Raw genomic sequence first — 25,999 nt, forward strand, 5'->3', positions numbered from 1 at the left:
TAATAACATGATTATTTATTTGATGTCAATATTTTTGAGTCGGATTTTGAGAAAATCATTTATTTATTCCACCACTACTCATATATGGTTTTTTAACGTGATCAGTAAACTGGCACAGCCTAAAGCAATCACTACTTTTTTGTATCTCGTATGAAAGGAAATCCTAACATCACGAAAACGGCGATAATCAATAAACAATTTAAACAGGATATCCACATCTTCATGAGGACATCGTGATAAATGGTTGAAAGCTCAAAAGACTAGCCAAAGAGGCTAGCCTTTCAAAATGAAATCCGATCATAAGGTTGAAATATCAATGACAAAGCGGTAACGGACATCACTTTTGAGTACGCGTTCGTAGGCTTCATCGACTTGATTTGCGTTGATCACTTCAACTTGTGGCGCAATGTTGTGAGCAGCTGCGAAATTAAGCATTTCTTGAGTCTCCTGAATGCCGCCAACGAGTGATCCGGCCATGCTGCGACGACCGGTGATTAATGAAAAGACGTGGAATTGATCTGGCTCAGGTGGTGCACCAACGTTCACCAAGGTTCCGTCCACACGAAGTAAGGACAAATAGGCGTCCACGTTGATATTAGCAGAGACCGTATTCAGAATGACATCATATTGACCGGATAGTGTTTTAAATGTATCAGGATCACTTGTGGCAAAATAGTCCTTTGCGCCAAATGACAGTGCCTCTTCTTTTTTATTCAAAGAGCGGCTCAACACAGTGACCTCAGCGCCAAGTGCGCGTGCGAATTGAATTCCCACATGGCCTAGTCCGCCCATCCCGACAATGGCGACCTTTTTACCAGGCCCTACATTCCAGTGCTTTAATGGCGAATACGTTGTGATTCCAGCACAGAGAAGAGGACTTGCCACATCAAGGGATAGTTGGTCAGGAATGCTGACGACAAATCGTTCTGTCACGACAATCTTTTGACTGTAGCCGCCATAAGTCGGTTCTCCATCATAATCAAGGTTATTATAGGTTTGAATGACTCCTTTCATGCAATATTGTTCATCTCCATTTTGGCAATATTCACATGTGCCGCAGGAATCTACAAAACAACCGACTCCTACACGATCTCCAATTTTAAACCTCGTGACAGCATCACCTACAGCTGCAACGACCCCAGTGATCTCATGCCCTGGAACCATTGGGAAAATGCCGCCTCCCCATTCGTCGAATGCACTGTGGATATCTGAATGACAGATCCCGCTAAATTGAATATCAATTAAAATATCATGTGGACGAAGGGCTCTTCGTTCAATGGTTGTCCGTTCAAAGTTCGCTTTTGCATGTGAAACACTTAAAACGTGTGATTGGTGCGTCTGACACATTCTTGATCATCCTTTCAAAAGTGAAATTCGTTTCTTCCCCTATACTGTACGTCTTAAAGTGAACTCTAAGTCAAGATGGAATTCACCGGTGTAACGAATTCAACCTTAATATTAATTGAGCCAAAAGCATCTTGTTTTCTCTATCAAAATGGAGATGATGAGGAAAGGGAGAGTTGATAAGGTGAAAGAAGAGAAGGGTGAAAACAATGAAAATAGCACAAGCCGCAAAACAGCTGGAATTGTCCACTGCGACGCTCAGGTACTATGAGAACATTGGTTTAATAAGACCAATCAGACGTGATGAGAACGGTATTCGTGATTATACGGAGGAGGATATTCAATGGATTGAATTTATTAAATGTATGAGAAATGCAGGTCTTTCAATCGATGCGCTCAGAGAATATACGGCTTTATTTATTGAGGGAGATGATCATACATTGTCTTTACGGAAAAGCATTTTGGTTAATGAACGAGAAAGACTCTTAGAAAAACATAAGGAAATGGAAGAGACGATTAAACGATTAGATTTCAAAATAGAAAGTTATGAAGATATTATCCACAGTTATGAAAAAAAGCTGGTTCATCAACTCAAAACCAGTTCTATTTAAATGCATAGCCATCTTTATTCCATTCACGCCTGCAAAGAGATGAAAAAAACCTGTGACATGTCACAGGTTTTATGATGAGGTTATTTTTTTGTGTAACGCACCCAGTTATAATGTGCGTGGAGCGGTGTAACGCCATTGTAGGAGCCGAGCCATTCATCGACACCTGCACCATTCCACAGGTTCATCATAATTTTTCCTGGTGTTTGAGGAATTTGAGTGGTGGCGGTATGTTTTAATTGTCCATCGACATACCATTTAATTGAGTTTGGCTGCCAGTCGAATGCATAGGTGTGATAAGCATTTGCTGCATCAAAACCAAGGTTGACGATTTTTTCATGATTTCCTACACCATTGGTATAGTAGTTGAATTGTACCTTTGTGGTATCTTTTCCTAGAAATTCGATGTCAATCTCATCCCAAGGCGTACCATCAGTTGGACCCGTATAAGTAAAGAACGAAGAAACGATCCCTACATTTTTTGCTGGTTTCATGCTGACTTCATAAAGCCCATAGCCGTATGTTTGAACGGAGCGGTTTTCCCCGCAGTCAAACTTGTTATAGGAAGGACTTGTGAGCGATAAACGCATTTCACCTAATGACGTCATGGAGACATTATTGGCACGCCATGTACAGTTAAACATGTTTCCATTCGAGTACCCATCGGCTTTTTGCCATAACCCTGTATTATAGTTGTTAAAAGGTTCATAAAACGATCCACCGGTTTGTGCTGAGGCAGCAGTAAATGTGGACAAACTCATAAATAATCCAGTGACAAGAAGCAGCAACATTCGTTTCACACGGTAAGGCATGTAGACATTCCCCTCTCCTTTTTTTGAAAGCGTTTTCTTTATTGATAATACATGATTCTCTCAAAATGGAAAATCGGTCTAAATAATGATAAACAGCAATTTTCATTTAATAGAATAGAGAGAAGGATCATGAGTAAAAAATAATGATTGACAAAGCGGACAGTTGTCCGTAAGATAATATCGTGACAATTGTCCTAACAACCTAAAGAGTCTTAATTTGAAACATATAGAGATGTGTGCAATGTGGATGAAGGTAAAGAAGGTGAGCATCATGGAAAAGGATATTGGGAAGGAAATTGAAGAGGTCGCTTTCTCCTTGTTTCAAGAGTTTGGCGTAGAAAATGTCAGCATGCATAAAATTGCGAAAACCGCTGGTGTTGGGCAAGGGACACTTTACCGCCGCTATGCAAATAAAAGTGATTTGTGTCTTTCTATACTTGGAGAGAAGTTTGAACGACTGATCCCTGCTTTGCATCTTTACTTGAGCAAAATAAGTGATCAACCTGTTCGAGATCGTTTACGTTATGTTCTCGAGGAGATCCATCTCATAGTCGGGCACCATTTAGACTGGATTCGGATGCTCACGATTTCTGGAAATTTAGAGCAGACAAGTAAAGTATATGATTGTCATTACAGTCAATCGCTTAAAAAAATCATTCGTGATTTGCTGAAGGAAGCGAAAGAAAAAGGAGAAGCGAACATACAGGATATTGAGCTGACGACATTATGTATGTCCTCTCCAATGACGCCTGAACTCATGTTTTATATTCATGAATCTGGCTATTCAATCGAAGAAATTGCTCAATTCGCTGCAGAAAGACAAGTTTTATCCGTCTTTCAATAGACATTGAAGTGGCTCATTTCTGACCAGCCTGACTTCCTATGGTTCATCTAAACTGAAAAAAGAAAAGGAGCCAACTTAATATGAACAAACAGCAAGCAGTAGCTTCTGATATTAGAACGCTGCCCATTATTATCTCATTTATTACAGCTGGATTTATTGGTCTGTTCAGTGAAACGGCACTAAACATGGCACTGAGAAGTTTAACGTTAGACTTTGGAATTGAAGCGACGACCGCTCAGTGGCTGACAACAGGATATTTATTAACACTGGGTATTCTCGTACCGATTTCAGGACTAATTCTTCAATGGTTTACAACAAGACAGCTTTTCATTACTTCGTTGATATTTTCAATCATCGGAACATTTATTGCTGCGGTTGCGCCAGTCTTTAGTATTTTAATGGTTGCACGTGTCGTGCAGGCAGTTGGAACCGCATTGCTTCTTCCATTGATGTTTAATACGATATTGGTGATCATTCCCCCTCATAAACGAGGCAGATCCATGGGGATTATTGGCCTTGTGATCATGTTTGCACCAGCAGTCGGTCCAACGGTCTCCGGTCTTATTCTTAAATCGTTGACATGGCATTGGATTTTTTGGATTTCGCTTCCATTATTAATAGCTGCACTGGTATTTGGTTATATCTTTATGCAAAATATTACGGAACCAACTAGACCGAAAATCGACATTCTATCGATCGTGCTTTCAACTATTGGTTTCGGTGGAATTGTGTATGGCTTTAGTAGTGCCGGTGAAGGCGGCGGCTGGAGCAGCATGCATGTCATCGTGGCGATTGTTGTAGGTGTGATTAGTATTCTTGTGTTCTCCCTCAGACAGCTGAATATGAAAGAGCCGATGCTGAATTTAAGCCCATTTAAATATCCGATGTTTGTCATTGGGTTACTTCTGATCTTAGTGTGTATGATGGTGATGCTTTCTGCTATGATGATTTTGCCATTATATCTGCAAACATCCTTGGCCCTTTCAACATTTACAGCTGGTTTAATGCTGTTACCAGGTGGAATTATCAACGGACTCCTATCTCCAATCATGGGTGGTCTATTTGATAAGTTTGGACCGAAATGGCTTGTGATCCCAGGTCTTGTCATTGTCGCAGCGACGATGTTTGGCTTCACGAATTTAAGTGTGAATACATCGATTGGATATATTGTGACCCTTCATATTACGTTAATGGTAGGAATCGCTATGATCATGATGCCTGCACAAACAAACGGATTAAATCAGCTTCCACCAGAGCTTTACCCGCATGGCACAGCGATTATGAATACATTGCAGCAGGTGTCAGGAGCAATTGGTACTGCGGTCGGTATCTCTATCCTTTCATCAGGTGCCCGCAGCTTTATGAAAAATGTCGCTGATCCCGCAAATCCGGTGAATCAGCTGCTAGCCTTTACAAATGGCGTACAGCATGCATTTATCTTTGCTGTCATCATGACCGTCGTTGGCTTGGTCATCGCTTTCTTCATTAAACGAGTAAAGGTAGAACAGCAAGTATCTTAATGACATATGAAAAGCACTGAGGGCTTAGCGCCACAGTGCTTTTTTTAATTGGTGTATACTTGTTTCAAAGAGGATGAAAGTGGGGAGATAGATAAAAAGTGAACTGAATCAAATTTGTCTCTGATCAAGTGGAAGGTAAAAAAGAAAAGGTAACGAATGAATAGGAAGAAATGAATAAGATAGGAGACTGAGATCATGAACTTAGAAGAACAAATTAAAATCGCTGCGTCTTTACGTCAACCAACTGAAGGTTCATTACCGAGTCAATCGGAGCTGAAACCAGTCCATCCTCCTGAAGTGAACAAAATGGAATATGACATCCCAACATGTGCTGGCGAAACAAAGGTGTGGGTATTCAAACCTGTGAACACAGCGAAACAGCCGCTTTCTGTTTTTGTGAACTTACATGGCGGCGGATTTATTCTAGGCAGTGCTGAAATGGATAACCACTGGTGTCCTGTCATAGCAGACCGAGCACAATGTATCGTCGTCAATGTTGAGTATCAGCTTGCACCCGAAAATCCTTTCCCAGCCGCTCTTCATGAATGCTATGATGTGGTGAAATGGCTGTATGAACATCCTGATGAGCTTCAAATAGATCCCAATACATTAGCCATTGGCGGACATAGTGCAGGAGGGAACCTGGCAACAGCTGTTTGTCTGCTGAATATCCAAAAAGGGAACAAACTCCCAATTGTCTATCAAGTGCTTGATTATCCGCCGCTTGATTTAGCCACTGATCCAGAGCAAAAGCCAGCATTTGAAGAGGCGATTCCAGCTGAAATGGCGAAGCTCTTTAATACATTCTATGTACAAGAAGAAGATGCGCGCAATCCGCTCATTTCTCCTGTCTTTGCAGATAGATCATCCTTAGCACAAATGCCGCCGGCTCTTGTCATCACAGCTGAGAAGGATTCGTTAGCTGAAGAAGCCAAACAATATGCTGACAAGTTAAAAGAAGCGGGGGTAGATGTCACGTATCAGCAATTTAAAGGAGTTCCTCACGCCTTCACACATGCAGGGGGTTTAGAAATTGCTGAACAGGCTTGGCATCTGATGAGTGATCAATTAAAGAAGGCGTTTGAATAAGAAATGAAGGTTGTAGCCTTTCTTTTCTGATATAGGACAAAGCACAGGCCCGCTTCCTCCTGTGCTTTTGTTGTTTCAATCGATCTTTTGCTGAAATCCTGAGAAAGAGATGTGGATGTAAAAAGGATCAGAAATCTATCCTCGTTTTCTATATAATATAAAGAAATGGTGATGTCTTAAAAAAGGAGCTAATTCAATGGAAAAAGAGAAACTACAGGTATTTTGTCTTTCTTTAAGTGGTGCAACCCATGATTATCAGCCGGAGTGGCAGGCAGATCGTTATCATATTGGTGGAAAGATGTTTGCTATGATGGGCGGAGATGCGAATCGAAAACCTGTCATCACTTTAAAATGTGACCCTCAACGTGCTGAAGAACTAAGAGAGGCGCATGAGGGGATTATTCCGGGCTATTATATGAATAAGTCTCATTGGAATTCGATTTACCTTGATGCGGACATTCCATCTACATTTGTAGAGGAGTTAATCGAACATTCCTACCAATTGGTTTTTCACAAATTAACAAAAAAATCTCAACATGACATCCTCCAACATGATGAATGAAGTGAGACAAGTTAATAAACCCTGTGATTCTCTTCAAAATTGACTAGAGCGAAGTGCTGTCATTATAATTTAACCAGTTAGAAGACGTTAATAGGGGGATATAAATGAGCTATACAGTCATTACAGGAGCAAGTTCAGGTATTGGGTATGAGGCGGCGCTAGCCTTTGCAGCACGAGGCAAAAACCTTATTTTAGCTGCACGCCGGCTCGAGAAACTCCAAGAACTGAAGAAAGAGATTCTTGATCAATATCCCGATATCAAAGTAAACATACAGTCTGTCGATTTAATCGACATGGAGCAAGTGTATTCATTTTATGAATCATTGGCTGAATATGAGCTTGACACATTCATTAATAATGCAGGGTTCGGCCATTTTGGTTCAATAGGAGAACAGGATGTAAGAAAAATTGGAGATATGCTTCATCTGAATATCGAAGCCTTAACGATTTTATCCACTTTATTTGTTCGTGATTATGAGCAAGTAGAAGGGGCGCAGCTGATCAACATTTCTTCAAGAGCGGGCTATACAGTCGTCAGCAATGCCGTCACCTATTCGGCCACAAAGTTTTACGTGAGCGCCTTTACAGAAGGACTGGCACTAGAGTTGAAAGAAAAAGGGGCTAAGTTACAGGCGAAAATATTAGCACCTTCCGCGACGGAATCAGAATTTGCAAAGCGTTCATTAGATGTAGACCAATTTGAATATGAAGGCAATATCAAGAAATATCATACATCAAAAGAAATGGCAGCTTGTCTGCTCGAGCTTTATGATCATGAAAAAACAGTCGGTATTGTTGACGGCAAGACATTTGATTTTGAATTCAAAGATCCGATTTTTTCACATGCTGGTCCAAGTATGAAATAGAAATTACACATCACTGAGGGCAGATTTCCTCGGTGATTTTTTTATGGCATGATTGACTGTGTGGTAACCACATGGTTTAGAATGTGTACACAAGGAGGGAATCTGGTGACGTATGTAACAAGTGGAGAAGTATGTAAGCTATTAAACATCACAAAGTATACGCTTCGTCATTATATAGAACAGGATCTCGTACGCCCTGCGAAGGTCGCTCAAAATGGATACCAATTATTTAATGAAAAAGAGATTTACACCCTTTATCAAATCCTCTTCTTAAAAAAGGGCGGGCTTCTCTTTAAAAGATATAAGCGAGACCTTTTCGAATGAACAAAGTATCACTCTGTTCTACCAAAAAATGCTGGGTCAGGTCGAGAAGCAAATACAGGAACTAAGCGAAGTGAAACAGCGTCTGGAGCATATGCTGTCGATTCAAAACAGCCTTCACCTTAATAAAACAACCATCCAAGATCGGCCAATTCGGTATTTAAAACAGATCCCGCATCATCTTCTAAAGGGTGAAACAGAGCTGGACTTTAAACAAATCGTTCATCAAAAGGAGCTGGATCTGTCTCTTTTTGAGGAGAGATATTATGTGATCAATCTGCAAGATGACACAACAATTTCTTATTATGTATCAAATGAACATGATTATGATGTGAGACTGGATGCAGGTTCATACGCGGTCAAAAGCTTTTTAGCCGGAGATGAAGAGAAGGTCATAGAAGAAATTGAGGCTTTTCTACATGAAGTACCTTTTACACAAGAGAGTGCACAACCTTCGTCTATCATCTTATATGAGAATGTACCAGTCTCTGTCACGTACCAAAATTCAATGGTGTACACAGTTGAACAGGGAGCGGGGAATAGAAGATGAAAAAAAGGATTTGGCTGATCATCGCTACAGCGGCATTCATTTTTATTGCAGCATTTGTATTTTATGAAAACAGCTTTGCTATGAATGAAAAGGAAGTCGTCATGGAGACAGAAAATGGGGCATTATCAGGTATCGTGACCACGCCTAAGAAAGCGCCAATCAAAGGAGTTGTGCTTTTTGTACACGGGGATGGTCCACAAAATGCCACATATGACGGAGGATACAGACCCTTAATGGAACGCTTTGCAAAGCAAGGCTATGCGTCTATCTCCTGGAATAAGCCCGGGGTGGGTCAATCAGAAGGAAACTGGCTCCATCAATCCATGGAGGATCGTGCAAAAGAAGTAGACAATGTGATCAAATGGGCGAAAAAAGAGCCTGATCTTCAATCAAAACAAATCATCTTATGGGGAGCAAGCCAAGCGGGCTGGGTGATCCCAAAAGTAATGGCAGATCGAACAGATATCACAGCCTCCGTCCTTGTCGGACCTGCTGTCAATTGGATGAGACAGGGAAGGTACTATACACTTCAAACATTAAAAGAAGCGGATGCATCTAAAGAACAAATTCAAAAAACACTCAAAAAAGAAGATGAGCAAAACAAATTATTAGTAGAAGGTGCAGCATTTCGCACATATCAAAAGAAAACGGACGTTCAAGAGATGACAAAAGATCGATTTGAATTCATTCAAAAGAACATGAAAGCCGATGCCACATCAGATATCAAGCGCATCCAAACACCGACCTATTTGGTTTTGGCGCAGAATGATCGAAATGTAGATTCTGCTGAAACAAAAAGGATCTACGAAAAAGAAGTAGCACCTAAATGGTTGCATGTTCAAACAATTAGAGGCGTAGAGCATTCAATGCTGAATCCGCTCATTCATCATTCAAATACCCTGATCACATTAGCAGCGATCGCCGCACCGAAAGACTTCCTGCTTAGCCAAGCGTACTTGGATCACTGTGAAAACATACTAGAGCAGCTAAAAAAACCTTTGCATTAGGCGTTTTTTTCATGCTTTTTGTTAGAAGTGAAAGAGTACATTTGAAATTTAAAACCACTCAGGATAAAACCTGAATGGTTTTTAATGTTATGCAAATTAAAAAATTTTAAATGTCGTTAAAATCTAAGCCTAAATTCTTTTTCATTTGAAGCACTAAATAATCTCTTTTTAAAAATTTACCGTTTCGAACCTCCGGAGAAAAGATTTTAGGATTGAATAATTCTATCCCGTTTTCAATCCACTGTTTTCTCCAAATGTCATGAGATTTTTCAACAATTTCTTTATCTGTTAACCCTTCATGGTCAAATTCATCACAATCAAAATCATCCACACCAAATTCAAAACCACAACATGGACAAATTTCGTTACTACCTGCGAAATCCGAATAGTATGGTCTTTCCTCTAATTCATTATAGCCACAAATTAAACAAATGTTTTTATTCATTTCTACTGATCCTTCCAATAGTTAATTCCTCTTTTAGGTTTGAAAAAAGTGATAATGACATCTTTCCCTTTTTGTTTTTCAACAGATAAAAATTCATTGGTTTTTTTATTATATTTATAATAACGGTGTTTACCATTAAATTTTTTCTTGCTTTTCTTTTCTAAAACATTTTTGCTTTTAGCTTTTCCTAATAGTGTACGTGCTTTATTTAGATACTCAGATTTGCTATATCTAAATAAGGATATTAAGGTAAATTTAATGTTATATAGTATATTTTTTATAACTTAACTTCTATTATAAAGTATTTCATCGGAAATATAGAGTTTTTTCCATCAATTGGTTCTATAACTTTTGCCTCATGCTGATGAATGAAGGAATGTTATAAAGTAAATCCTATAGACAGAGATATAGTCTTTCATCCATCACATTTAAGAAAAGAGATGATCCAATGAACGTCACAAAATGGTTAGGTGCTGTCCTTCTTTCCTTTTCATTACTAATGACAGCAGCTTGTGCAAACTCGAACACTCAAGAGAATAATCAAAGCAAACAAGAAAGCACAACCAATGAAACAAAGGACAAAACGACGGCTGTTGAGACAGGGAACAAGTCGTTATCTAATATTAAGGTACTGGCGACAGGTGGGACCATTGCAGGTGCTTCAGATAGTGATACAGATACAACAGGATATAAATCCGGTTCACTTGGCATCGATAAAGTGATTGCCTCCGTTCCTCAGCTGAAGGATATTGCAAACGTCACGGGTGAGCAGGTAGCGAATGTTGGCAGTGAAAATGTCAATAACGCTCTGCTTTTAAAATTAGCCAAAAGAGTCAATCAACTCTTAAATGATGATCAAGTAGACGGCATAGTGGTTACACATGGAACAGATACACTTGAAGAGACTGCTTATTTTTTACATTTGGTTGTGAAAAGTGATAAGCCCGTTGTGGTTGTCGGCTCAATGAGGCCAGCATCAGCAATTAGTGCAGATGGGCCGCTTAACTTGTATCATGCTGTCAAAGTTGCATCCACAAAAGAAGCAAAGGGCAAAGGTGTGATGGTCACATTAAATGACCGAATTGCATCGGCTCGATTTATTACAAAGACGAACACCACCACTACAGATTCCTTCAAGTCACTTGAGCAAGGCTACATTGGAGAAATTGCTGGTGAAGTGGTCTCTTTTTATAACGAATCGACAAGAAAACATACGACTGAAAGCGAATTTGATGTATCAAAAATAAAAGAATTGCCACAAGTTGATATCTTATATGGCTATCAAAATGATCAAAAATATGTGTATGATGCAGCAGTAAAAGCAGGGGCGAAAGGCATTGTTGTGGCCGCACCCGGAAATGGCACGATGTCCACTGAAGCGATTAAAGGGGCAACAGATGCTGTGAAAAAAGACGTGGTCATCGTGAGATCAAGCCGCGCAGGAAATGGAATTGTTACACATGAAAAGATGGATGATGAACATCACTTTGTCTCATCTGATTCATTAAATCCATCAAAAGCGAGAATTCTACTTATGCTGGCACTGACGGAAACAAAAAATCCAGATAAAGTGCAAACCTATTATGACCAGTATTAATCAGAAAAAGACCCGAATTTTATAGGGTCTTGTTTGATGCGTGTTCCTGATGATGATGTTCAGCACGCGTTTTTAAAGAGAGTAAAATATCTCGCCAAATATCGTCTACATCAGTGAGAAAATGTCCCGCTTGATCTATATAATATGTTTTGGCGTTTGGAATGGTTGGAGCAATTTTTTCTATTTCTTCAAATGGAGCCATCGTATCTTCTTTTCCATGCCATACATCAACAGGGATTTGTATATCTTTCATATTGAACGCCCACGGACGCGAGAGTAAATCTGGTTCATGAATACATTCATCAACCGATTGACGAGTGGCTTCGTGTAAATGCATCATCATCAGCTCGAGCTGCTCATCGGTTTGAAGGAATTGACGATCCCAAGGATGTAAATGTTTGTTCCCATTCTTGGTGAGCTTCTTAAATTTCTCTGGTTTGTTCTCAATCAGTTTTTTCTGTGCACGATAGCTTGCTTTTAAGAGCCAAGGGAATCTTTTACTAAGGAAAAAGGCTAATTTGTTCTCTTTCAGCATACTTTTAGGCGGTCTTCCGTCCTGAAAAGGAGTTGTACTTGAGATCAGAGCGGCTGAAAGGATACGATTGGGCAATTGATAGGCACAACCAGCAGCGAATGCGCCCCCTCCAGATACACCCATGACTGAAAAATGGTGTATGTCTAGATGGTCTGCCACTTCCAGCACGTCTTTTGCCCAGTCTAAAATTGTACGGTCAGGTTGAGGGGTAGATAAGCCAAATCCAGGTCTGTCTATACAGATGAGACGTACACCAAGCTCTTTGGAGATTGGGTCATCATCTAAAAACATGACTCTTGATCCAGGTGTTCCGTGAAAAAAGAATACTGGAAATCCTTCAAGATCACCGTATTCAATCAAACCCATTCTGCGTCCATCTTTCAAATGAATAACGTCCATATACTTTCATCCCCTTAATAGTTAATCTTACTTAAATATTGGTGGGAAAACACCGTGTTAAGGCGCTTCTTTTGCAATCTTATAGATTTTTTCGTATAGAGATAATAATGTTTTTAAATCTTCTTTTGGAAGCTTCGCATAGTATTTTTGAATAAGGTGCAATTGTATTTCTTCCGTATTCTTGTGATAATCAAGGCCCTTTTGAGCAAAATCAACAATGATTTCTCTTCGGTTATGTGGATTAATTTCTCGTTTGACATAGCCAAGCTGTTCAAGCTTTGATACGAGCTGGCTAGCTGCACTAGCAGAGATCGAAAAGTAATCAGCTAATTCATTGATTGTTCTCGTTTTTGTCCGTAATAATTCAAGTGTCAGCTCTTGTTTGCTTGTTAAATCTGCATATTCATTTTTTAAGAATCGTTTATACTCTTCTACGTAAATAGAGCCTAGTGCATTCGAGTACTCAATGATTTTTTTACTGTAATGAATGATCTCTTCATCCAATGACGTCACCTCTCCTCTCTTATATTATATACAATCCTTATATTTAAGTGAAATTAAATATTAAGTAAAATTAAATGAATAGTCACTTACGATAATTCACTTGAAAAGGAAATCATCGGTACAACCACTTTTTCAACAATAATGGGCAAAGAATACTTCCCATGACCCCCGCACATTCATAAAATGCGGTTGGTTTGAATTTGAACAGATAGTAGGCCAAGGTAGCAATGAACAGGTCATAAATGAAAAACAAGGATAAGTCTTTTTTAGTGATGGCACAAATGACCGTTTTGTTTGTTTTCACATGAACCACTCCTCATGAAGTCGATGACTTTTTCATTGTATTATGAACAATATCCATTTATAATAAAAAAATAAACCAACTGGTCGGTTTTATTTTGTCCGCATGAAGAAATGCAGAGTAGAAGGGATTGTTAATAGATGACAAGTGCACAAAGCGGGGCTGGAAAGAGTGAGAAGACGAAGCAAAAAATTGTCACCGCTTCACGTGATTTATTTGCGAAAAAAGGATATTCAGAAACATCCGTGCGAGATATTTTAGAGGCTGCTGAGATTAGTAAAGGCAATCTCTATCATCATTTTAAAGGAAAAGAGTTTTTGTTCCTTCATATCATGGAAGAGGATCATCGCTTGATGATGGAGACGTGGCATGAGGAGAAACAAACGCTGCATCGAGCCATAGATAAGCTCACAGGATTTGCAGAGCTGCTGAGTCAAATGGGGATTAACTATCCTTTAATGAGAGCAAGCGAGGAATTTTGTGCAAGTGCATTTACATCAGATGAAGTCATGGAACGGCTGAATAAAATTGATGTGGACTTTGATGATGTGATGAGAGATATCTTGCTTGAAGGAAACGAAGATGGCAGCTGGTCGATCCAGCATGTCGAGTCAAAAGTCAAAATATTACTTTCCGTTTTTTACGGATTAGATGTGTTATATAAGAATGACACGATGAAGCAGAAAAAAGAGTTACAAAAAGAGGCGATCTCATTGTTTATTCACGGAATCAACCATCATGAGTAACAAGTGAGTCAGTAAAGGAGAAACAAACATCATGCAAAAACCGATTCGTGAGCAAAAAGCTGTACTCATTATTTTATTAAGTAATATATTTATTGCGTTTTTAGGCATCGGCCTCATTATTCCTGTCATGCCGCTATTTATGAATGTGATGCACCTAACAGGCAGTACGATGGGATACCTTGTGGCTGCGTTTGCTGTTGCTCAGCTCATTGCATCACCTATTGCAGGAAGATGGGTAGACCGCTACGGTAGAAAGATTATGATTGTGTCAGGGCTGTTTCTATTCGCTTTATCAGAACTCGTCTTTGGCTTAGGGACACATGTGTATGTTCTTTACTTTGCGAGGGTTCTAGGCGGCATTAGTGCGGCGTTTATCATGCCGGCTGTCACCGCCTATGTCGCAGATATCACGACCGTTCAAGAAAGATCAAAGGCGATGGGATATGTATCTGCGGCCATTAGTACCGGCTTCATCATTGGACCGGGAATTGGCGGGTTTATTGCAGAATACGGCGTTCGTCTGCCATTTTTCTTTGCAGCAGGTATTGCGTTTATTGCCGTCATTTCGTCTATGTTGATGCTGAAGGAGCCATTAACAAAAGAAGAGCGAGCGAAGCAAATGGAACAAGTAACGGAATCTACCTTCTTTAAAGATTTGAAAAAATCCATTCACCCAAGATATCTCATCGCCTTCATCATTGTGTTTGTGCTGGCGTTTGGACTATCCGCATACGAAACGGTCTTTAGCTTGTTTACAAATCATAAGTTTGGTTTTGGACCGAAAGATATTGCGATTATCATTACCGTCAGCTCGATTGTGGCGGTCATCATCCAAGTGCTTGTCTTCGGTAAATTGGTGAATGCTCTTGGGGAAAAAAGAGTCATCCAGTTATGCTTAATCGTCGGGGCGATCTTAGCTTTCGTGTCGACTGTCGTTTCAGGGTTTATGGTCGTACTAATCGTCACGTGTGTCATTTTCCTTGCGTTTGATTTATTACGGCCAGCATTAACGACATTCTTATCTAAAATCGCTGGCAATCAGCAAGGGTTTGTCGCAGGGATGAACTCCACTTACACAAGCCTTGGCACGATTTTCGGACCAGCGCTTGGCGGCATTCTATTCGATCAAAATATTCATTTCCCATTTTTATTCGCAGGTGTTGTCTTATTTCTTGGATTAGGCTTAACCCTTATTTGGAAGGGGAACGCAGCGGAAGAGGCAGCCGCAGAATAACGAAATGAAGCAGAAAGACACAAGAGACCTTTCAATTAAGGTCTCTTCAGCGTGTAGACAAACCCTCGCATTCGTTGTCAGTCCTGCGTGCCGGTGCTCACGAATGTCAAATTCGCTCCGCTCCAGTACTCGTCCTTCTTAGACTGCAAAGGTTTTCTATCACGCTGAAAAGAAGACAAAGGGCTAAAATGAACTTTATTTTAGCCCTTTGTCAACAATCTGAGACTTTAAGATTGTGGCTTCAGGTGATTCAATGCCTGTGCCATTTTTTTATTTTGATGCAGAAGAATTCTATTTGTTGCAAAGAGTTACTGCATGCCCACAGCTTTTTTATCTATAATGAAAGAAAGAACACGTTTTGAATGGAAGGGTGATCTTGCATGTCTTGGATCAACAAAGAGCAGCATTGGTGAAAGAGGGAATACGACGGATCGACCCGGCATATCCAGTATTTGTAGATTCGATTATGGATGGCATCATACAAGGAGATCTTTATGTGGATGATGTAGAACAGCCTCTTGTTTATTTTCTCGAGGCAGCATGCGGCATTTATTATGTAGCAGGCAAGGCAGAAGCAGAGCTTTCATTATTGGCTCACACCTGAATGAGATGCAAAGTCATGCGTCTTGTTTTCCATCGACATTTCCTCATCTGCCTGCTTCTCATCAGGGGTATAGGGGAGAAGCGCACGAATGAACAGGTGATCACTGCAAGCAGGGCGTTCTCTCATAGCTATTACGAAACATATTGGGGAGAAACGGCTCGCTTTCTATCAAAGGAATTGGGATTATAACACATGGGGAGCAAGTGGTCAGTGAATGTATCTCCATTTTTTCAAGTGAAGGTCGTGTGGAGTTAGATATTTGGACAGATGAAGCCTATAGAGGAAAAGGGGTGGCATTGTTAGCAGGTCAGCACCTGTCTAGAAAATGGCAGGACGCCGCATTGGGATTGCGATGTCCATCACCTAGCTTCGACCAAACTGGCAGAGAGGCTAGGCTTTCAGTGGACAAAAACCTATTGATTGTTTTATGGCTCATGATGAGAAGGTTTTGAGATACCAAGCATCCATCGCAGAATGCTCTGAGCCTTCTATCGGCTCAGAAAGAAGAGAAAAGCCATATCGTTGATAAAGACCGGTGGCTGCTGTTAATTCACTACGGGTTTCTAAATAACAGGCTTCGTAGGTTGTAGATGCATATCGCAGTGCCGTATCCATCAGTTTTTTGCCCGCACCTTTTCCTTGTGCCTTTGGACTTAAATAAAGCTTTTGTAACTCACATATGCCATCTGTAAAAGGGGCAATGCCTGCGCCGCCCACAATGTCACCATGCTCTTCAGCAACCCAATAGGCTGCATGAGTCAATGACTGATAGTATTCGAAAAGCTGATCAAGGTGTGGATCTGTGTAGGCTGTACCTTCAATCGCAAGATTCGCTGATTCTAGTGACTGGCGAATAATGGCCGCAATATACGGATTGTCTTTTTGTTGAATGGGTCTAATGTTCATTGGGAGAACCTCCATTTTCATAGGATAAAAAAGAGAATAGGAGTTGATGTAACATGTTCTGGCTGCAAACCGCCATTTTTACAATCCTTGTGCTTTGTCTCTCGTGGTGGGTAGGAAAAAGACGCAGATACCCAAATGCTGGGCTGATTCTTCCTATATGTATCACCCTGTTTGGATTGATCTTATTGATCAGTAGTTTCTTCATTGGCAGATGGGAAGGGATAGCGCTCAGTATATCAAGCGTCTCTATTATTCTAGCTTCAATGATTTGTTTGATCATTGTCACAGGGATTCAATTTTTTAAAAAAAGATGACCCTTCTTAAGCAGGGGTATCTCCATTGTTGATTTGATCGTATTCTTCACGCAGAATGCCCATGATGATGACATCTGAATAAGTACCATTGAAATAGAGCGCTTGACGTCTTTTTCCTTCATATTGAAATCCGGCTTTCTCATAGCTGCGAAAAGCTCTTGGATTATGAGAAAAGACTTCAAGCTCAAGACGGTTGAGTTCTAATGTGTCAAAGGCGAATGCTTGTACCATCCGAACAGCCTCAGTGCCATAGCCTTTTTGAAAATGTTCTGGGCCATGAAGTGCAATCCGAAAGCTTGCAGTACGGTTCATCGGGTCAATATCCACAATCGCCGCATCCCCAATCATTTCTTTCGTGTCAAGCAGACAAATAGCGAAATCTCGTCTGCTGTCATCCTGCAGAAAGCGGGTATAGGCTGATTGAATTTCTTCTAGTGTGAACGTTTTGCGTGTGCCAGTCATATAAAGTGTTTCTTTATGCTGGCATCCTCTTTGAATACCGGGATAATCGTGCTCTTCAATCGGTCTCAAAAATAAACGAGTCATGACTGTTCACCCTCCTCTATATATCGAGAGATTTCAATTAAATTCATATCAGGATCACGGATATAAACGGATTCAATTGGACCTAATGTACCAGTGCGCCTGACTGGCCCCTCTTCGATTGGAACGACCTGCTTTCGAAGGTGCAGCAGCAAACTGTCCATATCTAAATCGGTGATAAAGCATAAATCAGCAGATCCAGGAAGGGGATGAGCAGCTTTTGGTTCGAATTCATGACCGTCTTCATGAAGGTTGATCTTTTGTAAACCAAAACGAAGAGCTTTACGGCCTTCTCTAAAAGTCTCTTCTTTCATCCCTAATACGTTTGTATAAAAGCGAATGGTTTCCTCTATATGTTGTACAGTCAACACGATATGATCAAGTCGTCGTATCATCAGTCTCTCCTCCAAGTATGATCATTGATTGAACAACTGTTTCTATTATATCATCACCTGAAGAGGATACCTTAGTTAATCACAGTTTTATAGCTCCAGCTTTCTAAGAACATTTCCTTTCCGCGCAATACTCTTTCATCAAACTCCACCCACCCATTTTTCCGGTAGAACTGACGATTGGCCTCGCTGTGTGTAATCAGCGTGAACAATCCACCGCCTTGTCGAGCGATAAAGGGGAAGAGACATTGTTTTAACATGCAGCTTCCGAGTTTTTTCCCTTGCTGGTTTTTTGCGACGACAAGCGCTTCTAGATACCAATAAGGTTTCTTTAAGGAAAAACACGCTTTTTTTGCCTGTTTTAAAATACTGAACACATGCTGAATGGCTGATATGCTGCCTGTAAAGAGCAGCTTTAACCCACCTGATAAAATATAATCCATGATGCCTGGTTCAGGAAGGTGCGGGTGTTTTAAAAGGGCTGCAGACACAATTTGCTCGTTCTCAACCCCGACAAAACAGATTTGATGCTGAAAATACACTTTTGTGTTGATCAAATGCAGCTGACGGGCGAAAGCAGACCGCTTTGAGACCCTTTCACATAACAAATCAAAAAATGTATAATCCTGAAACGAATCATATAACAACTCTGCCACTTGAGGCAGTTCATCCTCTCTAGCCATTCTAAATTGAAACATCAGTAGGTCCTCCCTTTTTGAACAGATATAGATTAGTGAACATATGTCGATTATAATGAAGAGAAAATCATACGAACATCGGCAATAGCTGATCTCTTGTACAAAAATAGACAACTGGGGCCAAATTGTTCAAAAGCGGAGGGCCGTCTCATGAAGGATAGACGAACAATCAAAACAAAAAAGGCGATCAGGGAAAGCTTTCTTGAGCTTTTAAAGGAAAAAGAGGTGCAGCAGATTACAGTATCAGAGCTATCAAGAAAAGCGGATTTAGGGCGAGGTACCTTTTATTTGCATTATCATGATGTGTTTGATTTATATGAACAGCTTGAGAAAGAACTATTCGATCAGCTTGGCGGATTATATGATGAAACCTTTCCCAGTCAGAACCCGCTTGATATGCTTTCCTTTTTAAACAAAACCACAGAGTATTTGAAAGAGAATCAATATATGCTGACGTTATTTGTTAAACCCAATGGTCCAACGACGAATCAATTTAAAGCGTTTTTTAAAGGAAAAATCATGAAAGAGTGGCAGCTTGACCAGCGTCATATTACGGAGAATGAACAGATTGAGGCCTCTTTTGTCGTGTCTGGTGTCGTTGGTGTACTTGAAGAATGGATTCATGAAGGCATGACAGTCGATGCCGGCAAGCTCGCACACAAATTGTACGAGCTTCTCGTCAAGGTAGAACAGGAATCGTAAGAAGTGAGAAAGCAAGGTATCCTTTCTCTTTCCTTTCTGCTACAATAAGAATGTATGTTCTTATTTAGGGGTAGGGAGTGATAAGATTGAGTGAAAAAAGGAAGCTGCTTTTTTATGGGGCGATGAGTATCGATGGTTATTTAGCGAGGGAGGATCACCGTCTCGATTGGCTAATCGGAACAGAGGGCGAAGAGGAAACGAGATATGATGACTTTTATGCGTCAGTCGATACGCTCATCATGGGGCGTAAGACATATGAGCAGGTTCTTAAGCTCTCACCTGATGAATTTCCTTATGAAGAAAAGACCTGCTATATCGTTTCACGCACTTTACAAGATAGTCATAAAGGAACACACATCATTCGCGAAGATCTCTTATCATTTATCACAAGTTTAAAAAATGAAAAAGGCCAACATATCTGGATTGTAGGCGGCGGGGAACTGCTTCAGCCTTTATTAAAAGCAAGATTGGTCGATGAGCTTTTTCTTCAAATCGTACCTGTCATGATTGGAAAAGGAATTCCTCTTTTCCTTCCAACGGATCAGGAATCTAGATTTTCATTACAAGAAGTACAACAATATCAACAAATTGCTGAAATGCATTTTGTCTTAAATGAAGATCGAAAAGACCACTGAACCGTGGTCTTTTTTCGATGAAACAAACACGTTGACAAGAAAATATCCTAGTGTTAGGATAAATTCATCCTAGTTTTAGGATTTCTTGAAAAAGGAGTAGTTGCCATGGTGCAGCATGAACATGAATTAGATTTAAGGCTATTCCGCGTGTGGTTGAAAGCCTATCAAGCCCTTTTTACAAATATTCAAAAAGACATTGAACGTTATGATATCGGTTTTGAAAATTTTCAGATCCTTGAATTGCTCTATAGTAAGGGGCCGCATCCCGTCCAAAAAATTAGTGACATTTTATCAATCCCAAGTGGAAGTATTACATATGTCGTGAACAAGCTAGAAAAACAAGAACTGGTTAAAAGGCAATGTGCGCCATCTGATAAGCGTGTATTCCATGTGCGGCTTACGAATAAAGGAAAGCAATTGTTTGACGACATTTTTCCTAAACATACAGATGTCATTTCACAAAACCTGTCCTTTATTGAAAAAGAAGAAAAAGAGCAGCTCATCGAATTGCTAAAGAAAATTGGTTTAGGTGCAGAACAACTTCGCGAAAAGGAGAAACAAGATGACACTCAGCTTTGATACATTGGTACGTGAAAGACGATCAGCATCAAATTTTTTGCCGAATATCTCGATTTCGAGAGAAGAGCTTAACAGCATATTCGAAGAGGTCAAGATGGCACCATCTGCTTTTAACTTACAGCATACACAATATGTCGTCGTCCAAACAGAAGGTCTCAAAGAACAAGTAAGAGAAGCCGCATTTGGACAATATAAAGTGCATTCCGCTTCAGCAGCTATCATTGTGCTGGGAGACCCGAACGCTTATGAGCAAGCAGGAAACATATATGAAGGCTTAAAAATGCTTGGCATTGTAAACGCACAGCAATATGAAGAAATGGTTAGAGAGACGATGAGCTTTTATGAGCAGAGAGGGGCGGATTTTCAGAAGGAAGAGGCGGTCCGCAATGCTTCATTATCTGCCATGCTGTTTATGCTCGCCGCCAAAAACAAAGGCTGGGATACCTGCCCGATGATTGGTTTTGACCCTGAAGCAATGAAAAAGGTTCTGAACATCGAGTCGGATTTGGTTCCTGTGTTAATGATCACACTCGGAAAAGAAAAAGTAGAAAGCAGACAAGCGAGAGGCTACCGAAAGCCTGTCTCTGAATTTGTGACATATTTATAAGATAGGGGGTTCCATCCATGGAACTAGGAATTAGTACATTTGTAGAAACAACACCTGATTTTCAAACAGGAAAAACAGTCAGTCACGCACAGCGTATTCGAGAAGTAGTAGAAGAAATTATTTTAGCAGACCAAGTAGGTCTTGATGTATTTGGAGTAGGTGAGCATCACCGGGAAGATTTCGCTGCATCGAATCCAGCGGTCGTATTAGCGGCTGCGGCAACGCAAACAAAGAATATTCGCCTGACGAGTGCAGTGACAGTCCTTTCATCGGCAGATCCTGTTCGTGTATTTCAGGATTTTGCTACATTAGATGGACTATCTAACGGACGTGCAGAGATCATGGCAGGCCGTGGATCATTTATTGAATCATTCCCGCTCTTTGGCTATGACTTAGATGATTATGAAGAATTATTTGAAGAAAAACTAGATTTACTCCTGAAATTACAGCAGTCAGAGCGTGTGACGTGGAGCGGAAAGCATCGTCCAGCCATTCAGGATGTTGGGGTATATCCAAGACCTGTTCAAGATCCACTTCCAATCTGGATTGGCAGCGGGGGGAACCGTGAATCCGTCGTGCGTGCTGGATTATTGGGGTTACCGCTTGTACTCGCGATCATTGGTGGCAGTCCTAGACAGTTCGCACCGCTCGTTCAGCTATACAAGCAAGCGGCTGTACATGCTGGACATGACCCGGAGAAATTAACTGTGGCGTCACATTCGCATGGATTTGTTGCACAAGAAACAGAACTGGCAGCAGATCAATTCTTCCCTTCCACACAGCATGTCATGAATACATTAGCGAGAGAGCGGGGCTGGGGACCTTACACACGTTCTACGTTCGATGCAGCGAGAACATTAGAAGGCGCACTGTATGTGGGAGATCCAGATGCAGTAGCTGAGAAAGTGATTCACCTGCGAAAAAATGTTGGGATCACACGATTTATGCTTCATGTACCAGTTGGTTCAATGCCGCATGATCAAGTGCTAAAAGCCATTGAGTTATTTGGAAAAGAAGTGGCTCCTAAAGTAAGAGAAGAGGTTGCTCGCTGGGAAGCAGAGCAAGAATAAATAAAAAGGTCGATCAAGTGAATAGGCTTGATCGACCTTTTCTTATGCTTAAGGATCAATGACACATGGTTTCACTGTAGGGCATGAGGCAGCAGAAGCAAGTGGTGTAGTCGTCAAGGTGAAGAGGAAAACAAGTTGAAAACAGATGAGCCATTTTTTCATGAAATCACCTCCGTCGTCAATTGTTTCACTAGAATGAGATAAGGAGAAAATCATAGAAGTATGTAAATCTCTCTATCCAGCATAAGACAATCATATCATAATTTTCAAAAAAATGAAAAAATAACTTACTAAAGTTCTAAATTATGGTAAAGTTAATATGTTCAACAAAAAAGGGAGGGATTTTTTTATGAAAAAGGTCATATCTTCTGTTTTGGTTGGGGCAATTGTTTTAACGGGTGCTGGGGTCACAACTGCTCCTCCGGTGGAAGCAAAGGAAAAAGCAAACAGTGAAATAACGGTTCAAGCAAGTCGAACTGTTTCAGAAACGAGAACATATACGACGTCAAACATCCCATCAAGTATTACATATGCAAAGGATGGCTGGGTCGGTATTTTATATCAATCTTCCATTGAAGAATTAGGCTTAGGAAAATACAGAGTCACATTTACTGGAACTGTTGTGAGAGATCCAGGGTTTCATTAAATAAAACGTAAAGCTGACAGGTGGACAAGCCTGTCAGCTTTTTTAATGGGGATAATAAAGAATCATTTGCATCCGTACCATCTGTTCTCCTGATTGCTTATACTCATGGGCACGGTCAGCTTTAAAGCGAATTGAGTCGCCAGCTTTTAATATGTATTGTTCGTCACCGATAGATACATCAAGCGCTCCCTCAAAAACGGTGATCAATTCCTCTGTTCCTCCAATGTGTTCATTCGCACGTAACGACCCGCCAGGATCAATTTCTACCTGGTACACTTCGAATTTCCCCCGATCATCAAAGGGAAAAGTCGTATACACACGATATCTTCCATCGTCCTCAGTTAAAACCTGTCCATCCTCTTTACGTACCACCTTGATTTCAGGCTGCGGTGCGTAGATGAGCTCACTAAAAGACACCTTTAATCCATTGGCGATTTTCCACAAAGTTGTGATGGTAGGTGTTGATTCTCCTCTTTCGATTTGTCCAATCATTGTTTTGCTCACACCAGTTAATTCTGCCATCTTTTCGAGGCTTAACTTTTTTTGATCTCTAAGCTGCCTCACATTTTTAGAAATAATCGATTGTACGTCTTCCATGAAAAAAGCTCCTTTCTGTATTTACTTTATAAAGACCAAAAGGTACAATAAAACGTAATATACGTGATGAAGTAAATATAGTCTAAATAACGTATAAAAGGGAGGCGGCAACTTGATTCTTTCTATGTTGATCTATGCTTTTGTCACCAGCTTCACCCCCGGGCCAAACAACATCATGGCCATGGTCTTTACGAATAAATATGGGGTCAAGAAAACATTTCGATTTTGTTTAGGTGTTGGTATCGGGTTTTTCGTCATTTTGTGTTTGAGTTGTTTCTTCAATATCATTCTATATCAAGTCATGCCGAAAATAGGCTGGGTCATGGCTTTCATCGGAGCTGGGTACATGATCTATTTAGCTGTCAAAATCATGAAAAGTAAAGGCGGCGATGACGAAACACTTGACCGCTATAATGATTTTATCCCAGGCATGCTGCTGCAATTTATCAACCCGAAAGCGCTTTTGTATGGGTTAACGGTGATTTCAACATTTGTTTTGCCAAATGGACAGTCCAGCGTGCAGTACATATTATGGACGCTGATTCTTGCACTCATTGGATTTTTAGGCACGTTCAGCTGGAGTCTGTTCGGCTCTTTATTCAAGCGTTTTTTGACTGTTTATCAGCGGCCGTTCCAGTTTGTCATGGGGCTGCTCCTGATATACAGTGCTATTTCGATGATATGGGGCTATGTCATGTAAGCGGTCAGGAGACCGGCCGCTGCCTGCCCATCACAACAGTATCATCATACAGTCCGTCTGCCAGTCGTTTATCGTTTTTTAATACCCCTTCAATCTCAAAGCCATGGTGTTCATATAACCGAATGGCTTTTTGATTGGTTTCCAGCACGTGAAGTGAAATCTTTTGAATGCCCTGCTTATCTGCCCAGTCAATAGAAGCGGCTAAAAGCTCTTTGCCGATGTGATAGCCCCAAGCATCCTTCTGTACGGCGACGCCAAACGTTACTTTGTGAGCAAAGCGCTTGAGTGAATGCCCTTCGCATCTTGAAAAGCCTACAATCTCTCCTTCGATGTCAGCGACCAAAAATAAATGCCGGCTTTGCTTGGAATCCTCTTGAATGAAAGCTTCAAATCCTTTTTCATCTAGAAAGGCTTCGCCTGGTTCACGGTCTAAATATTCTGTTTCACCATCGATTTTCAGTCTGAGAGCAGACAACTGTTTGGCATCTGCTAACGCTGCAGATCGAATACGATAGGTCAAATCACGAACTGTGAATATGTTTTCAGATAGGATCATTGAACAGAGCACCAACCCTTCATTCCTTTATGTCTATCATACCTGAAACGGGTACATAGCACACTCAGATGTTTTTTATCTTTCAAAAAGGCTAAATGAAAAGTATCAAACGTGGAGGTGGGACAAATGAGTGAAGAAAAAGGACATGTGGATAAAGCGAAAGGAAAAACAAATCAAGTCAAAGGTCAAGTGAAAGAAAAGCTTGGCGAAGCAACAGATCATCAAAACCTGAAAGCAGAAGGGAAAAAGGATCAAGCAAAAGGGAAGCTTCAAGATAAAAAAGGTGACGTGAAAAATAAACGAAACCAGTAGCTTTCCGAAAAGTGTGCGAACCATTTGCAGTTTGCCTCATGTCTCCATGATCACATTCCTTTCATCAATCAAATGAATAGATATGTGAAAAGAATTGATTATACGTTCTCACTACTGTCATGTAGACTTGAGATAGAGGATGATCAAGGGAGATGGATGAAATGGAGCAAGTGTGGGGGAAAGTTGACGCGTATATCACAGACAAATTGATTCCTAAAGATGACGTATTGGAGCAAGCTCTTACCAAGAATAAACAAGCGGGGCTGCCAGAAATTGATGTGTCTCCAGCCCAAGGAAAAATGCTTTATTTATTAGCAAAAACCAAGAATGCAAAACGTATTTTAGAAATCGGGACACTCGGTGGATACAGTACCATTTGGCTGGCGCGAGCTCTTGAAGAGGATGGGGAACTCATCACATTAGAGGCTGTCAGCCATCATGTAGAGATCGCACAGCAAAACATCAGCAGAGCGGGTTTATCGGAACGGGTGATCATTTTGCAAGGAAAAGCATTAGATACGCTACCGCAGTTAAAAGAGAGGGATACGCTTCCGTTCGATTTGATTTTCATTGATGCAGATAAACCAAACAACCCGAAATATCTGAAGTGGGCGTTACACTTCTCAAAAAAGGGAACAGTCATTATTGCAGACAATGTCATCAGAAATGGAGCAGTCCTTCATGCCTCTGATCAGGATGAACGAGTGAAGGGAACGCGTGAATTTTTCGATTTACTCAAACAAGAGCCAAGAATTGAGGCAACAGCTATTCAAACTGTTGGTGAAAAAGGCTATGATGGGTTTGTATACGGAATCGTAAAATGAAACAAAGCTTAACCGCATGCGGTTAAGCTT

The 25,999-nt window shown here is 40.6% G+C and carries 34 protein-coding genes and 2 pseudogenes; 24 read left to right on the plus strand and 12 right to left on the minus strand.

The annotated features are described in order from the left end of the window. Positions 1-297: 297 nt before the first annotated feature. Positions 298-1,347: an NAD(P)-dependent alcohol dehydrogenase gene (locus NPA43_RS02680; RefSeq protein ID WP_256499332.1), complete on the minus strand. Its 1,050-nt coding sequence runs from the start codon at positions 1,345-1,347 to the stop codon at positions 298-300. A gap of 206 nt (positions 1,348-1,553) precedes the next feature. On the opposite strand from NPA43_RS02680, the gene NPA43_RS02685 reads away from it, so the two are divergent. Next, positions 1,554-1,955: a MerR family transcriptional regulator gene (locus NPA43_RS02685; RefSeq protein WP_099728398.1), complete on the plus strand. Its 402-nt coding sequence runs from the start codon at positions 1,554-1,556 to the stop codon at positions 1,953-1,955. Between the two features lie 80 nt (positions 1,956-2,035). Here the strand turns inward: NPA43_RS02685 and bglS are convergent, their stop codons facing one another. Next, positions 2,036-2,764, minus strand: a complete 729-nt coding sequence (bglS, locus tag NPA43_RS02690) for a beta-glucanase (protein ID WP_230031332.1) — start codon at positions 2,762-2,764, stop codon at positions 2,036-2,038. Between the two features lie 271 nt (positions 2,765-3,035). Between bglS and NPA43_RS02695 the strand changes: the two genes are divergently transcribed. From NPA43_RS02695 to NPA43_RS02730, 8 genes are all read left to right on the plus strand, one after another. After that, on the plus strand, positions 3,036-3,608 hold the full coding sequence (locus NPA43_RS02695; RefSeq protein WP_256499333.1) for a TetR/AcrR family transcriptional regulator: 573 nt from the start codon (positions 3,036-3,038) through the stop codon (positions 3,606-3,608). Positions 3,609-3,688: 80 nt separating this feature from the next. Next, the gene (locus tag NPA43_RS02700) at positions 3,689-5,128 is read left to right on the plus strand and encodes a DHA2 family efflux MFS transporter permease subunit (RefSeq protein ID WP_256499334.1); all 1,440 of its coding nucleotides are present in this window, start codon (positions 3,689-3,691) and stop codon (positions 5,126-5,128) included. Positions 5,129-5,323: 195 nt separating this feature from the next. Continuing rightward, positions 5,324-6,217, plus strand: coding sequence for an alpha/beta hydrolase (locus NPA43_RS02705; RefSeq protein WP_230031335.1), 894 nt, complete (start codon positions 5,324-5,326; stop codon positions 6,215-6,217). A gap of 196 nt (positions 6,218-6,413) precedes the next feature. Beyond that, on the plus strand, positions 6,414-6,779 hold the full coding sequence (locus tag NPA43_RS02710) for an MmcQ/YjbR family DNA-binding protein (protein ID WP_230031336.1): 366 nt from the start codon (positions 6,414-6,416) through the stop codon (positions 6,777-6,779). Positions 6,780-6,883: 104 nt separating this feature from the next. After that, the gene (locus NPA43_RS02715) at positions 6,884-7,645 is read left to right on the plus strand and encodes an SDR family NAD(P)-dependent oxidoreductase (protein ID WP_256499335.1); all 762 of its coding nucleotides are present in this window, start codon (positions 6,884-6,886) and stop codon (positions 7,643-7,645) included. Positions 7,646-7,750: 105 nt separating this feature from the next. Next, positions 7,751-7,969, plus strand: a complete 219-nt coding sequence (locus NPA43_RS02720) for a MerR family transcriptional regulator (protein ID WP_230031338.1) — start codon at positions 7,751-7,753, stop codon at positions 7,967-7,969. A gap of 70 nt (positions 7,970-8,039) precedes the next feature. Then, positions 8,040-8,516, plus strand: a complete 477-nt coding sequence (locus NPA43_RS02725) for a hypothetical protein (protein WP_230031339.1) — start codon at positions 8,040-8,042, stop codon at positions 8,514-8,516. Further along, complete coding sequence (locus tag NPA43_RS02730) at positions 8,513-9,523, plus strand: alpha/beta hydrolase family protein (protein WP_230031340.1); 1,011 nt, start codon at positions 8,513-8,515, stop codon at positions 9,521-9,523. The genes NPA43_RS02725 and NPA43_RS02730 overlap by 4 nt, the downstream gene beginning before the upstream one ends. A gap of 106 nt (positions 9,524-9,629) precedes the next feature. Here the strand turns inward: NPA43_RS02730 and NPA43_RS02735 are convergent, their stop codons facing one another. Both NPA43_RS02735 and NPA43_RS02740 read right to left on the minus strand, forming a co-directional pair. After that, positions 9,630-9,986 carry a hypothetical protein gene (locus tag NPA43_RS02735; RefSeq protein WP_230031341.1) on the minus strand — a complete coding sequence of 119 codons (357 nt, stop codon included), beginning with the start codon at positions 9,984-9,986 and terminating at the stop codon, positions 9,630-9,632. Beyond that, positions 9,971-10,195: pseudogene (locus NPA43_RS02740) on the minus strand (SAR2788 family putative toxin); the annotation flags it as partial. The gene NPA43_RS02735 and the pseudogene NPA43_RS02740, both read right to left, overlap by 16 nt. A gap of 221 nt (positions 10,196-10,416) precedes the next feature. Here NPA43_RS02740 and NPA43_RS02745 point away from each other — a divergent pair. After that, a complete protein-coding gene (locus NPA43_RS02745) occupies positions 10,417-11,565 on the plus strand; it encodes a type II asparaginase (protein WP_305881447.1) in 1,149 nt (382 codons plus the stop codon). 19 nt (positions 11,566-11,584) lie between these two features. Here NPA43_RS02745 and NPA43_RS02750 read toward each other — a convergent pair whose 3' ends face one another. Continuing rightward, entirely contained in the window at positions 11,585-12,499 is a 915-nt protein-coding gene (locus tag NPA43_RS02750) for an alpha/beta fold hydrolase (RefSeq protein WP_099728624.1), read from the minus strand. A 57-nt stretch (positions 12,500-12,556) separates the two neighbouring features. Further along, positions 12,557-13,003: a MarR family winged helix-turn-helix transcriptional regulator gene (locus tag NPA43_RS02755; protein WP_180275562.1), complete on the minus strand. Its 447-nt coding sequence runs from the start codon at positions 13,001-13,003 to the stop codon at positions 12,557-12,559. Positions 13,004-13,444: 441 nt separating this feature from the next. Between NPA43_RS02755 and NPA43_RS02760 the strand changes: the two genes are divergently transcribed. The 4 genes and pseudogenes from NPA43_RS02760 (at position 13,445) to NPA43_RS02775 (ending at position 16,308) form a co-directional block, all read left to right on the plus strand. Next, a complete protein-coding gene (locus tag NPA43_RS02760; protein WP_099728627.1) occupies positions 13,445-14,050 on the plus strand; it encodes a TetR/AcrR family transcriptional regulator in 606 nt (201 codons plus the stop codon). Positions 14,051-14,081: 31 nt separating this feature from the next. Beyond that, positions 14,082-15,284, plus strand: a complete 1,203-nt coding sequence (locus NPA43_RS02765; protein WP_256499336.1) for an MFS transporter — start codon at positions 14,082-14,084, stop codon at positions 15,282-15,284. Positions 15,285-15,669: 385 nt separating this feature from the next. Continuing rightward, on the plus strand, positions 15,670-15,888 hold the full coding sequence (locus tag NPA43_RS02770) for a hypothetical protein (protein ID WP_230031344.1): 219 nt from the start codon (positions 15,670-15,672) through the stop codon (positions 15,886-15,888). A gap of 203 nt (positions 15,889-16,091) precedes the next feature. Beyond that, positions 16,092-16,308, plus strand: a pseudogene (locus NPA43_RS02775) (GNAT family N-acetyltransferase). Positions 16,309-16,320: 12 nt separating this feature from the next. Here the strand turns inward: NPA43_RS02775 and NPA43_RS02780 are convergent. After that, entirely contained in the window at positions 16,321-16,794 is a 474-nt protein-coding gene (locus NPA43_RS02780) for a GNAT family N-acetyltransferase (protein WP_230031345.1), read from the minus strand. A gap of 53 nt (positions 16,795-16,847) precedes the next feature. Between NPA43_RS02780 and NPA43_RS02785 the strand changes: the two genes are divergently transcribed. Then, a complete protein-coding gene (locus NPA43_RS02785) occupies positions 16,848-17,108 on the plus strand; it encodes a YesK-like family protein (RefSeq protein WP_256499337.1) in 261 nt (86 codons plus the stop codon). A gap of 6 nt (positions 17,109-17,114) precedes the next feature. Here the strand turns inward: NPA43_RS02785 and NPA43_RS02790 are convergent, their stop codons facing one another. From NPA43_RS02790 to NPA43_RS02800, 3 genes are all read right to left on the minus strand, one after another. Further along, positions 17,115-17,654: a GNAT family N-acetyltransferase gene (locus NPA43_RS02790; protein ID WP_099728631.1), complete on the minus strand. Its 540-nt coding sequence runs from the start codon at positions 17,652-17,654 to the stop codon at positions 17,115-17,117. Then, the gene (locus NPA43_RS02795; protein ID WP_249705201.1) at positions 17,651-18,046 is read right to left on the minus strand and encodes a VOC family protein; all 396 of its coding nucleotides are present in this window, start codon (positions 18,044-18,046) and stop codon (positions 17,651-17,653) included. The genes NPA43_RS02790 and NPA43_RS02795 overlap by 4 nt, the downstream gene beginning before the upstream one ends. Before the next feature lie 71 nt (positions 18,047-18,117). Beyond that, positions 18,118-18,741, minus strand: a complete 624-nt coding sequence (locus tag NPA43_RS02800; protein WP_230031347.1) for a GNAT family N-acetyltransferase — start codon at positions 18,739-18,741, stop codon at positions 18,118-18,120. A gap of 150 nt (positions 18,742-18,891) precedes the next feature. Here NPA43_RS02800 and NPA43_RS02805 point away from each other — a divergent pair, with 150 nt between their 5' ends. The 6 genes from NPA43_RS02805 (at position 18,892) to NPA43_RS02830 (ending at position 22,980) form a co-directional block, all read left to right on the plus strand. Continuing rightward, positions 18,892-19,443, plus strand: coding sequence for a TetR/AcrR family transcriptional regulator (locus NPA43_RS02805; RefSeq protein ID WP_249705202.1), 552 nt, complete (start codon positions 18,892-18,894; stop codon positions 19,441-19,443). Between the two features lie 86 nt (positions 19,444-19,529). After that, positions 19,530-20,078 (plus strand): dihydrofolate reductase family protein, encoded by a 549-nt coding sequence (locus tag NPA43_RS02810; protein ID WP_256499338.1) that lies wholly within the window; start codon positions 19,530-19,532, stop codon positions 20,076-20,078. A 105-nt stretch (positions 20,079-20,183) separates the two neighbouring features. Continuing rightward, positions 20,184-20,657, plus strand: a complete 474-nt coding sequence (locus NPA43_RS02815) for a MarR family winged helix-turn-helix transcriptional regulator (RefSeq protein ID WP_099728636.1) — start codon at positions 20,184-20,186, stop codon at positions 20,655-20,657. Further along, a complete protein-coding gene (locus NPA43_RS02820) occupies positions 20,641-21,264 on the plus strand; it encodes a nitroreductase family protein (RefSeq protein ID WP_099728637.1) in 624 nt (207 codons plus the stop codon). Before NPA43_RS02815 ends, NPA43_RS02820 begins: the two co-directional genes overlap by 17 nt. Before the next feature lie 17 nt (positions 21,265-21,281). Next, entirely contained in the window at positions 21,282-22,334 is a 1,053-nt protein-coding gene (locus NPA43_RS02825) for an LLM class flavin-dependent oxidoreductase (protein ID WP_230031348.1), read from the plus strand. A 349-nt stretch (positions 22,335-22,683) separates the two neighbouring features. After that, positions 22,684-22,980: a hypothetical protein gene (locus tag NPA43_RS02830; RefSeq protein WP_099728639.1), complete on the plus strand. Its 297-nt coding sequence runs from the start codon at positions 22,684-22,686 to the stop codon at positions 22,978-22,980. A 42-nt stretch (positions 22,981-23,022) separates the two neighbouring features. Here the strand turns inward: NPA43_RS02830 and NPA43_RS02835 are convergent, their stop codons facing one another. Continuing rightward, positions 23,023-23,577 (minus strand): helix-turn-helix domain-containing protein, encoded by a 555-nt coding sequence (locus NPA43_RS02835; protein ID WP_099728640.1) that lies wholly within the window; start codon positions 23,575-23,577, stop codon positions 23,023-23,025. Between the two features lie 112 nt (positions 23,578-23,689). Between NPA43_RS02835 and NPA43_RS02840 the strand changes: the two genes are divergently transcribed. Continuing rightward, positions 23,690-24,277, plus strand: a complete 588-nt coding sequence (locus tag NPA43_RS02840) for a LysE family transporter (RefSeq protein WP_099728641.1) — start codon at positions 23,690-23,692, stop codon at positions 24,275-24,277. A gap of 4 nt (positions 24,278-24,281) precedes the next feature. On the opposite strand, the gene NPA43_RS02845 is transcribed toward NPA43_RS02840, so the two are convergent. Beyond that, on the minus strand, positions 24,282-24,833 hold the full coding sequence (locus NPA43_RS02845; protein WP_099728642.1) for a GNAT family N-acetyltransferase: 552 nt from the start codon (positions 24,831-24,833) through the stop codon (positions 24,282-24,284). Between the two features lie 126 nt (positions 24,834-24,959). Here NPA43_RS02845 and NPA43_RS02850 point away from each other — a divergent pair, with 126 nt between their 5' ends. Further along, complete coding sequence (locus NPA43_RS02850) at positions 24,960-25,145, plus strand: CsbD family protein (RefSeq protein WP_099728643.1); 186 nt, start codon at positions 24,960-24,962, stop codon at positions 25,143-25,145. Between the two features lie 161 nt (positions 25,146-25,306). Further along, a complete protein-coding gene (locus NPA43_RS02855; protein ID WP_249705205.1) occupies positions 25,307-25,969 on the plus strand; it encodes an O-methyltransferase in 663 nt (220 codons plus the stop codon). Positions 25,970-25,999 lie beyond the last annotated feature (30 nt).

The organism is Bacillus pumilus, from assembly GCF_024498355.1.
Lineage (GTDB): Bacteria > Bacillota > Bacilli > Bacillales > Bacillaceae > Bacillus > Bacillus pumilus_P.

Coding starts and splice junctions, on each gene's coding strand:
- NPA43_RS02790 (WP_099728631.1), bottom strand. CDS start 17,654: ATGACTCGTTTATTTTTGAGACCGATTGAAGAGCACGATTATCCCGGT.
- NPA43_RS02710 (WP_230031336.1), top strand. CDS start 6,414: ATGGAAAAAGAGAAACTACAGGTATTTTGTCTTTCTTTAAGTGGTGCA.
- NPA43_RS02805 (WP_249705202.1), top strand. CDS start 18,892: ATGAAGGATAGACGAACAATCAAAACAAAAAAGGCGATCAGGGAAAGC.
- NPA43_RS02745 (WP_305881447.1), top strand. CDS start 10,417: ATGAACGTCACAAAATGGTTAGGTGCTGTCCTTCTTTCCTTTTCATTA.
- NPA43_RS02845 (WP_099728642.1), bottom strand. CDS start 24,833: ATGATCCTATCTGAAAACATATTCACAGTTCGTGATTTGACCTATCGT.
- NPA43_RS02800 (WP_230031347.1), bottom strand. CDS start 18,741: ATGTTTCAATTTAGAATGGCTAGAGAGGATGAACTGCCTCAAGTGGCA.
- NPA43_RS02830 (WP_099728639.1), top strand. CDS start 22,684: ATGAAAAAGGTCATATCTTCTGTTTTGGTTGGGGCAATTGTTTTAACG.
- NPA43_RS02685 (WP_099728398.1), top strand. CDS start 1,554: ATGAAAATAGCACAAGCCGCAAAACAGCTGGAATTGTCCACTGCGACG.
- NPA43_RS02835 (WP_099728640.1), bottom strand. CDS start 23,577: ATGGAAGACGTACAATCGATTATTTCTAAAAATGTGAGGCAGCTTAGA.
- NPA43_RS02820 (WP_099728637.1), top strand. CDS start 20,641: ATGACACTCAGCTTTGATACATTGGTACGTGAAAGACGATCAGCATCA.
- NPA43_RS02750 (WP_099728624.1), bottom strand. CDS start 12,499: ATGGACGTTATTCATTTGAAAGATGGACGCAGAATGGGTTTGATTGAA.
- NPA43_RS02855 (WP_249705205.1), top strand. CDS start 25,307: ATGGAGCAAGTGTGGGGGAAAGTTGACGCGTATATCACAGACAAATTG.
- NPA43_RS02825 (WP_230031348.1), top strand. CDS start 21,282: ATGGAACTAGGAATTAGTACATTTGTAGAAACAACACCTGATTTTCAA.
- NPA43_RS02715 (WP_256499335.1), top strand. CDS start 6,884: ATGAGCTATACAGTCATTACAGGAGCAAGTTCAGGTATTGGGTATGAG.
- NPA43_RS02760 (WP_099728627.1), top strand. CDS start 13,445: ATGACAAGTGCACAAAGCGGGGCTGGAAAGAGTGAGAAGACGAAGCAA.
- NPA43_RS02680 (WP_256499332.1), bottom strand. CDS start 1,347: ATGTGTCAGACGCACCAATCACACGTTTTAAGTGTTTCACATGCAAAA.
- NPA43_RS02815 (WP_099728636.1), top strand. CDS start 20,184: ATGGTGCAGCATGAACATGAATTAGATTTAAGGCTATTCCGCGTGTGG.
- bglS (WP_230031332.1), bottom strand. CDS start 2,764: ATGCCTTACCGTGTGAAACGAATGTTGCTGCTTCTTGTCACTGGATTA.
- NPA43_RS02785 (WP_256499337.1), top strand. CDS start 16,848: ATGTTCTGGCTGCAAACCGCCATTTTTACAATCCTTGTGCTTTGTCTC.
- NPA43_RS02765 (WP_256499336.1), top strand. CDS start 14,082: ATGCAAAAACCGATTCGTGAGCAAAAAGCTGTACTCATTATTTTATTA.
- NPA43_RS02700 (WP_256499334.1), top strand. CDS start 3,689: ATGAACAAACAGCAAGCAGTAGCTTCTGATATTAGAACGCTGCCCATT.
- NPA43_RS02695 (WP_256499333.1), top strand. CDS start 3,036: ATGGAAAAGGATATTGGGAAGGAAATTGAAGAGGTCGCTTTCTCCTTG.
- NPA43_RS02705 (WP_230031335.1), top strand. CDS start 5,324: ATGAACTTAGAAGAACAAATTAAAATCGCTGCGTCTTTACGTCAACCA.
- NPA43_RS02850 (WP_099728643.1), top strand. CDS start 24,960: ATGAGTGAAGAAAAAGGACATGTGGATAAAGCGAAAGGAAAAACAAAT.
- NPA43_RS02780 (WP_230031345.1), bottom strand. CDS start 16,794: ATGAACATTAGACCCATTCAACAAAAAGACAATCCGTATATTGCGGCC.
- NPA43_RS02730 (WP_230031340.1), top strand. CDS start 8,513: ATGAAAAAAAGGATTTGGCTGATCATCGCTACAGCGGCATTCATTTTT.
- NPA43_RS02795 (WP_249705201.1), bottom strand. CDS start 18,046: ATGATACGACGACTTGATCATATCGTGTTGACTGTACAACATATAGAG.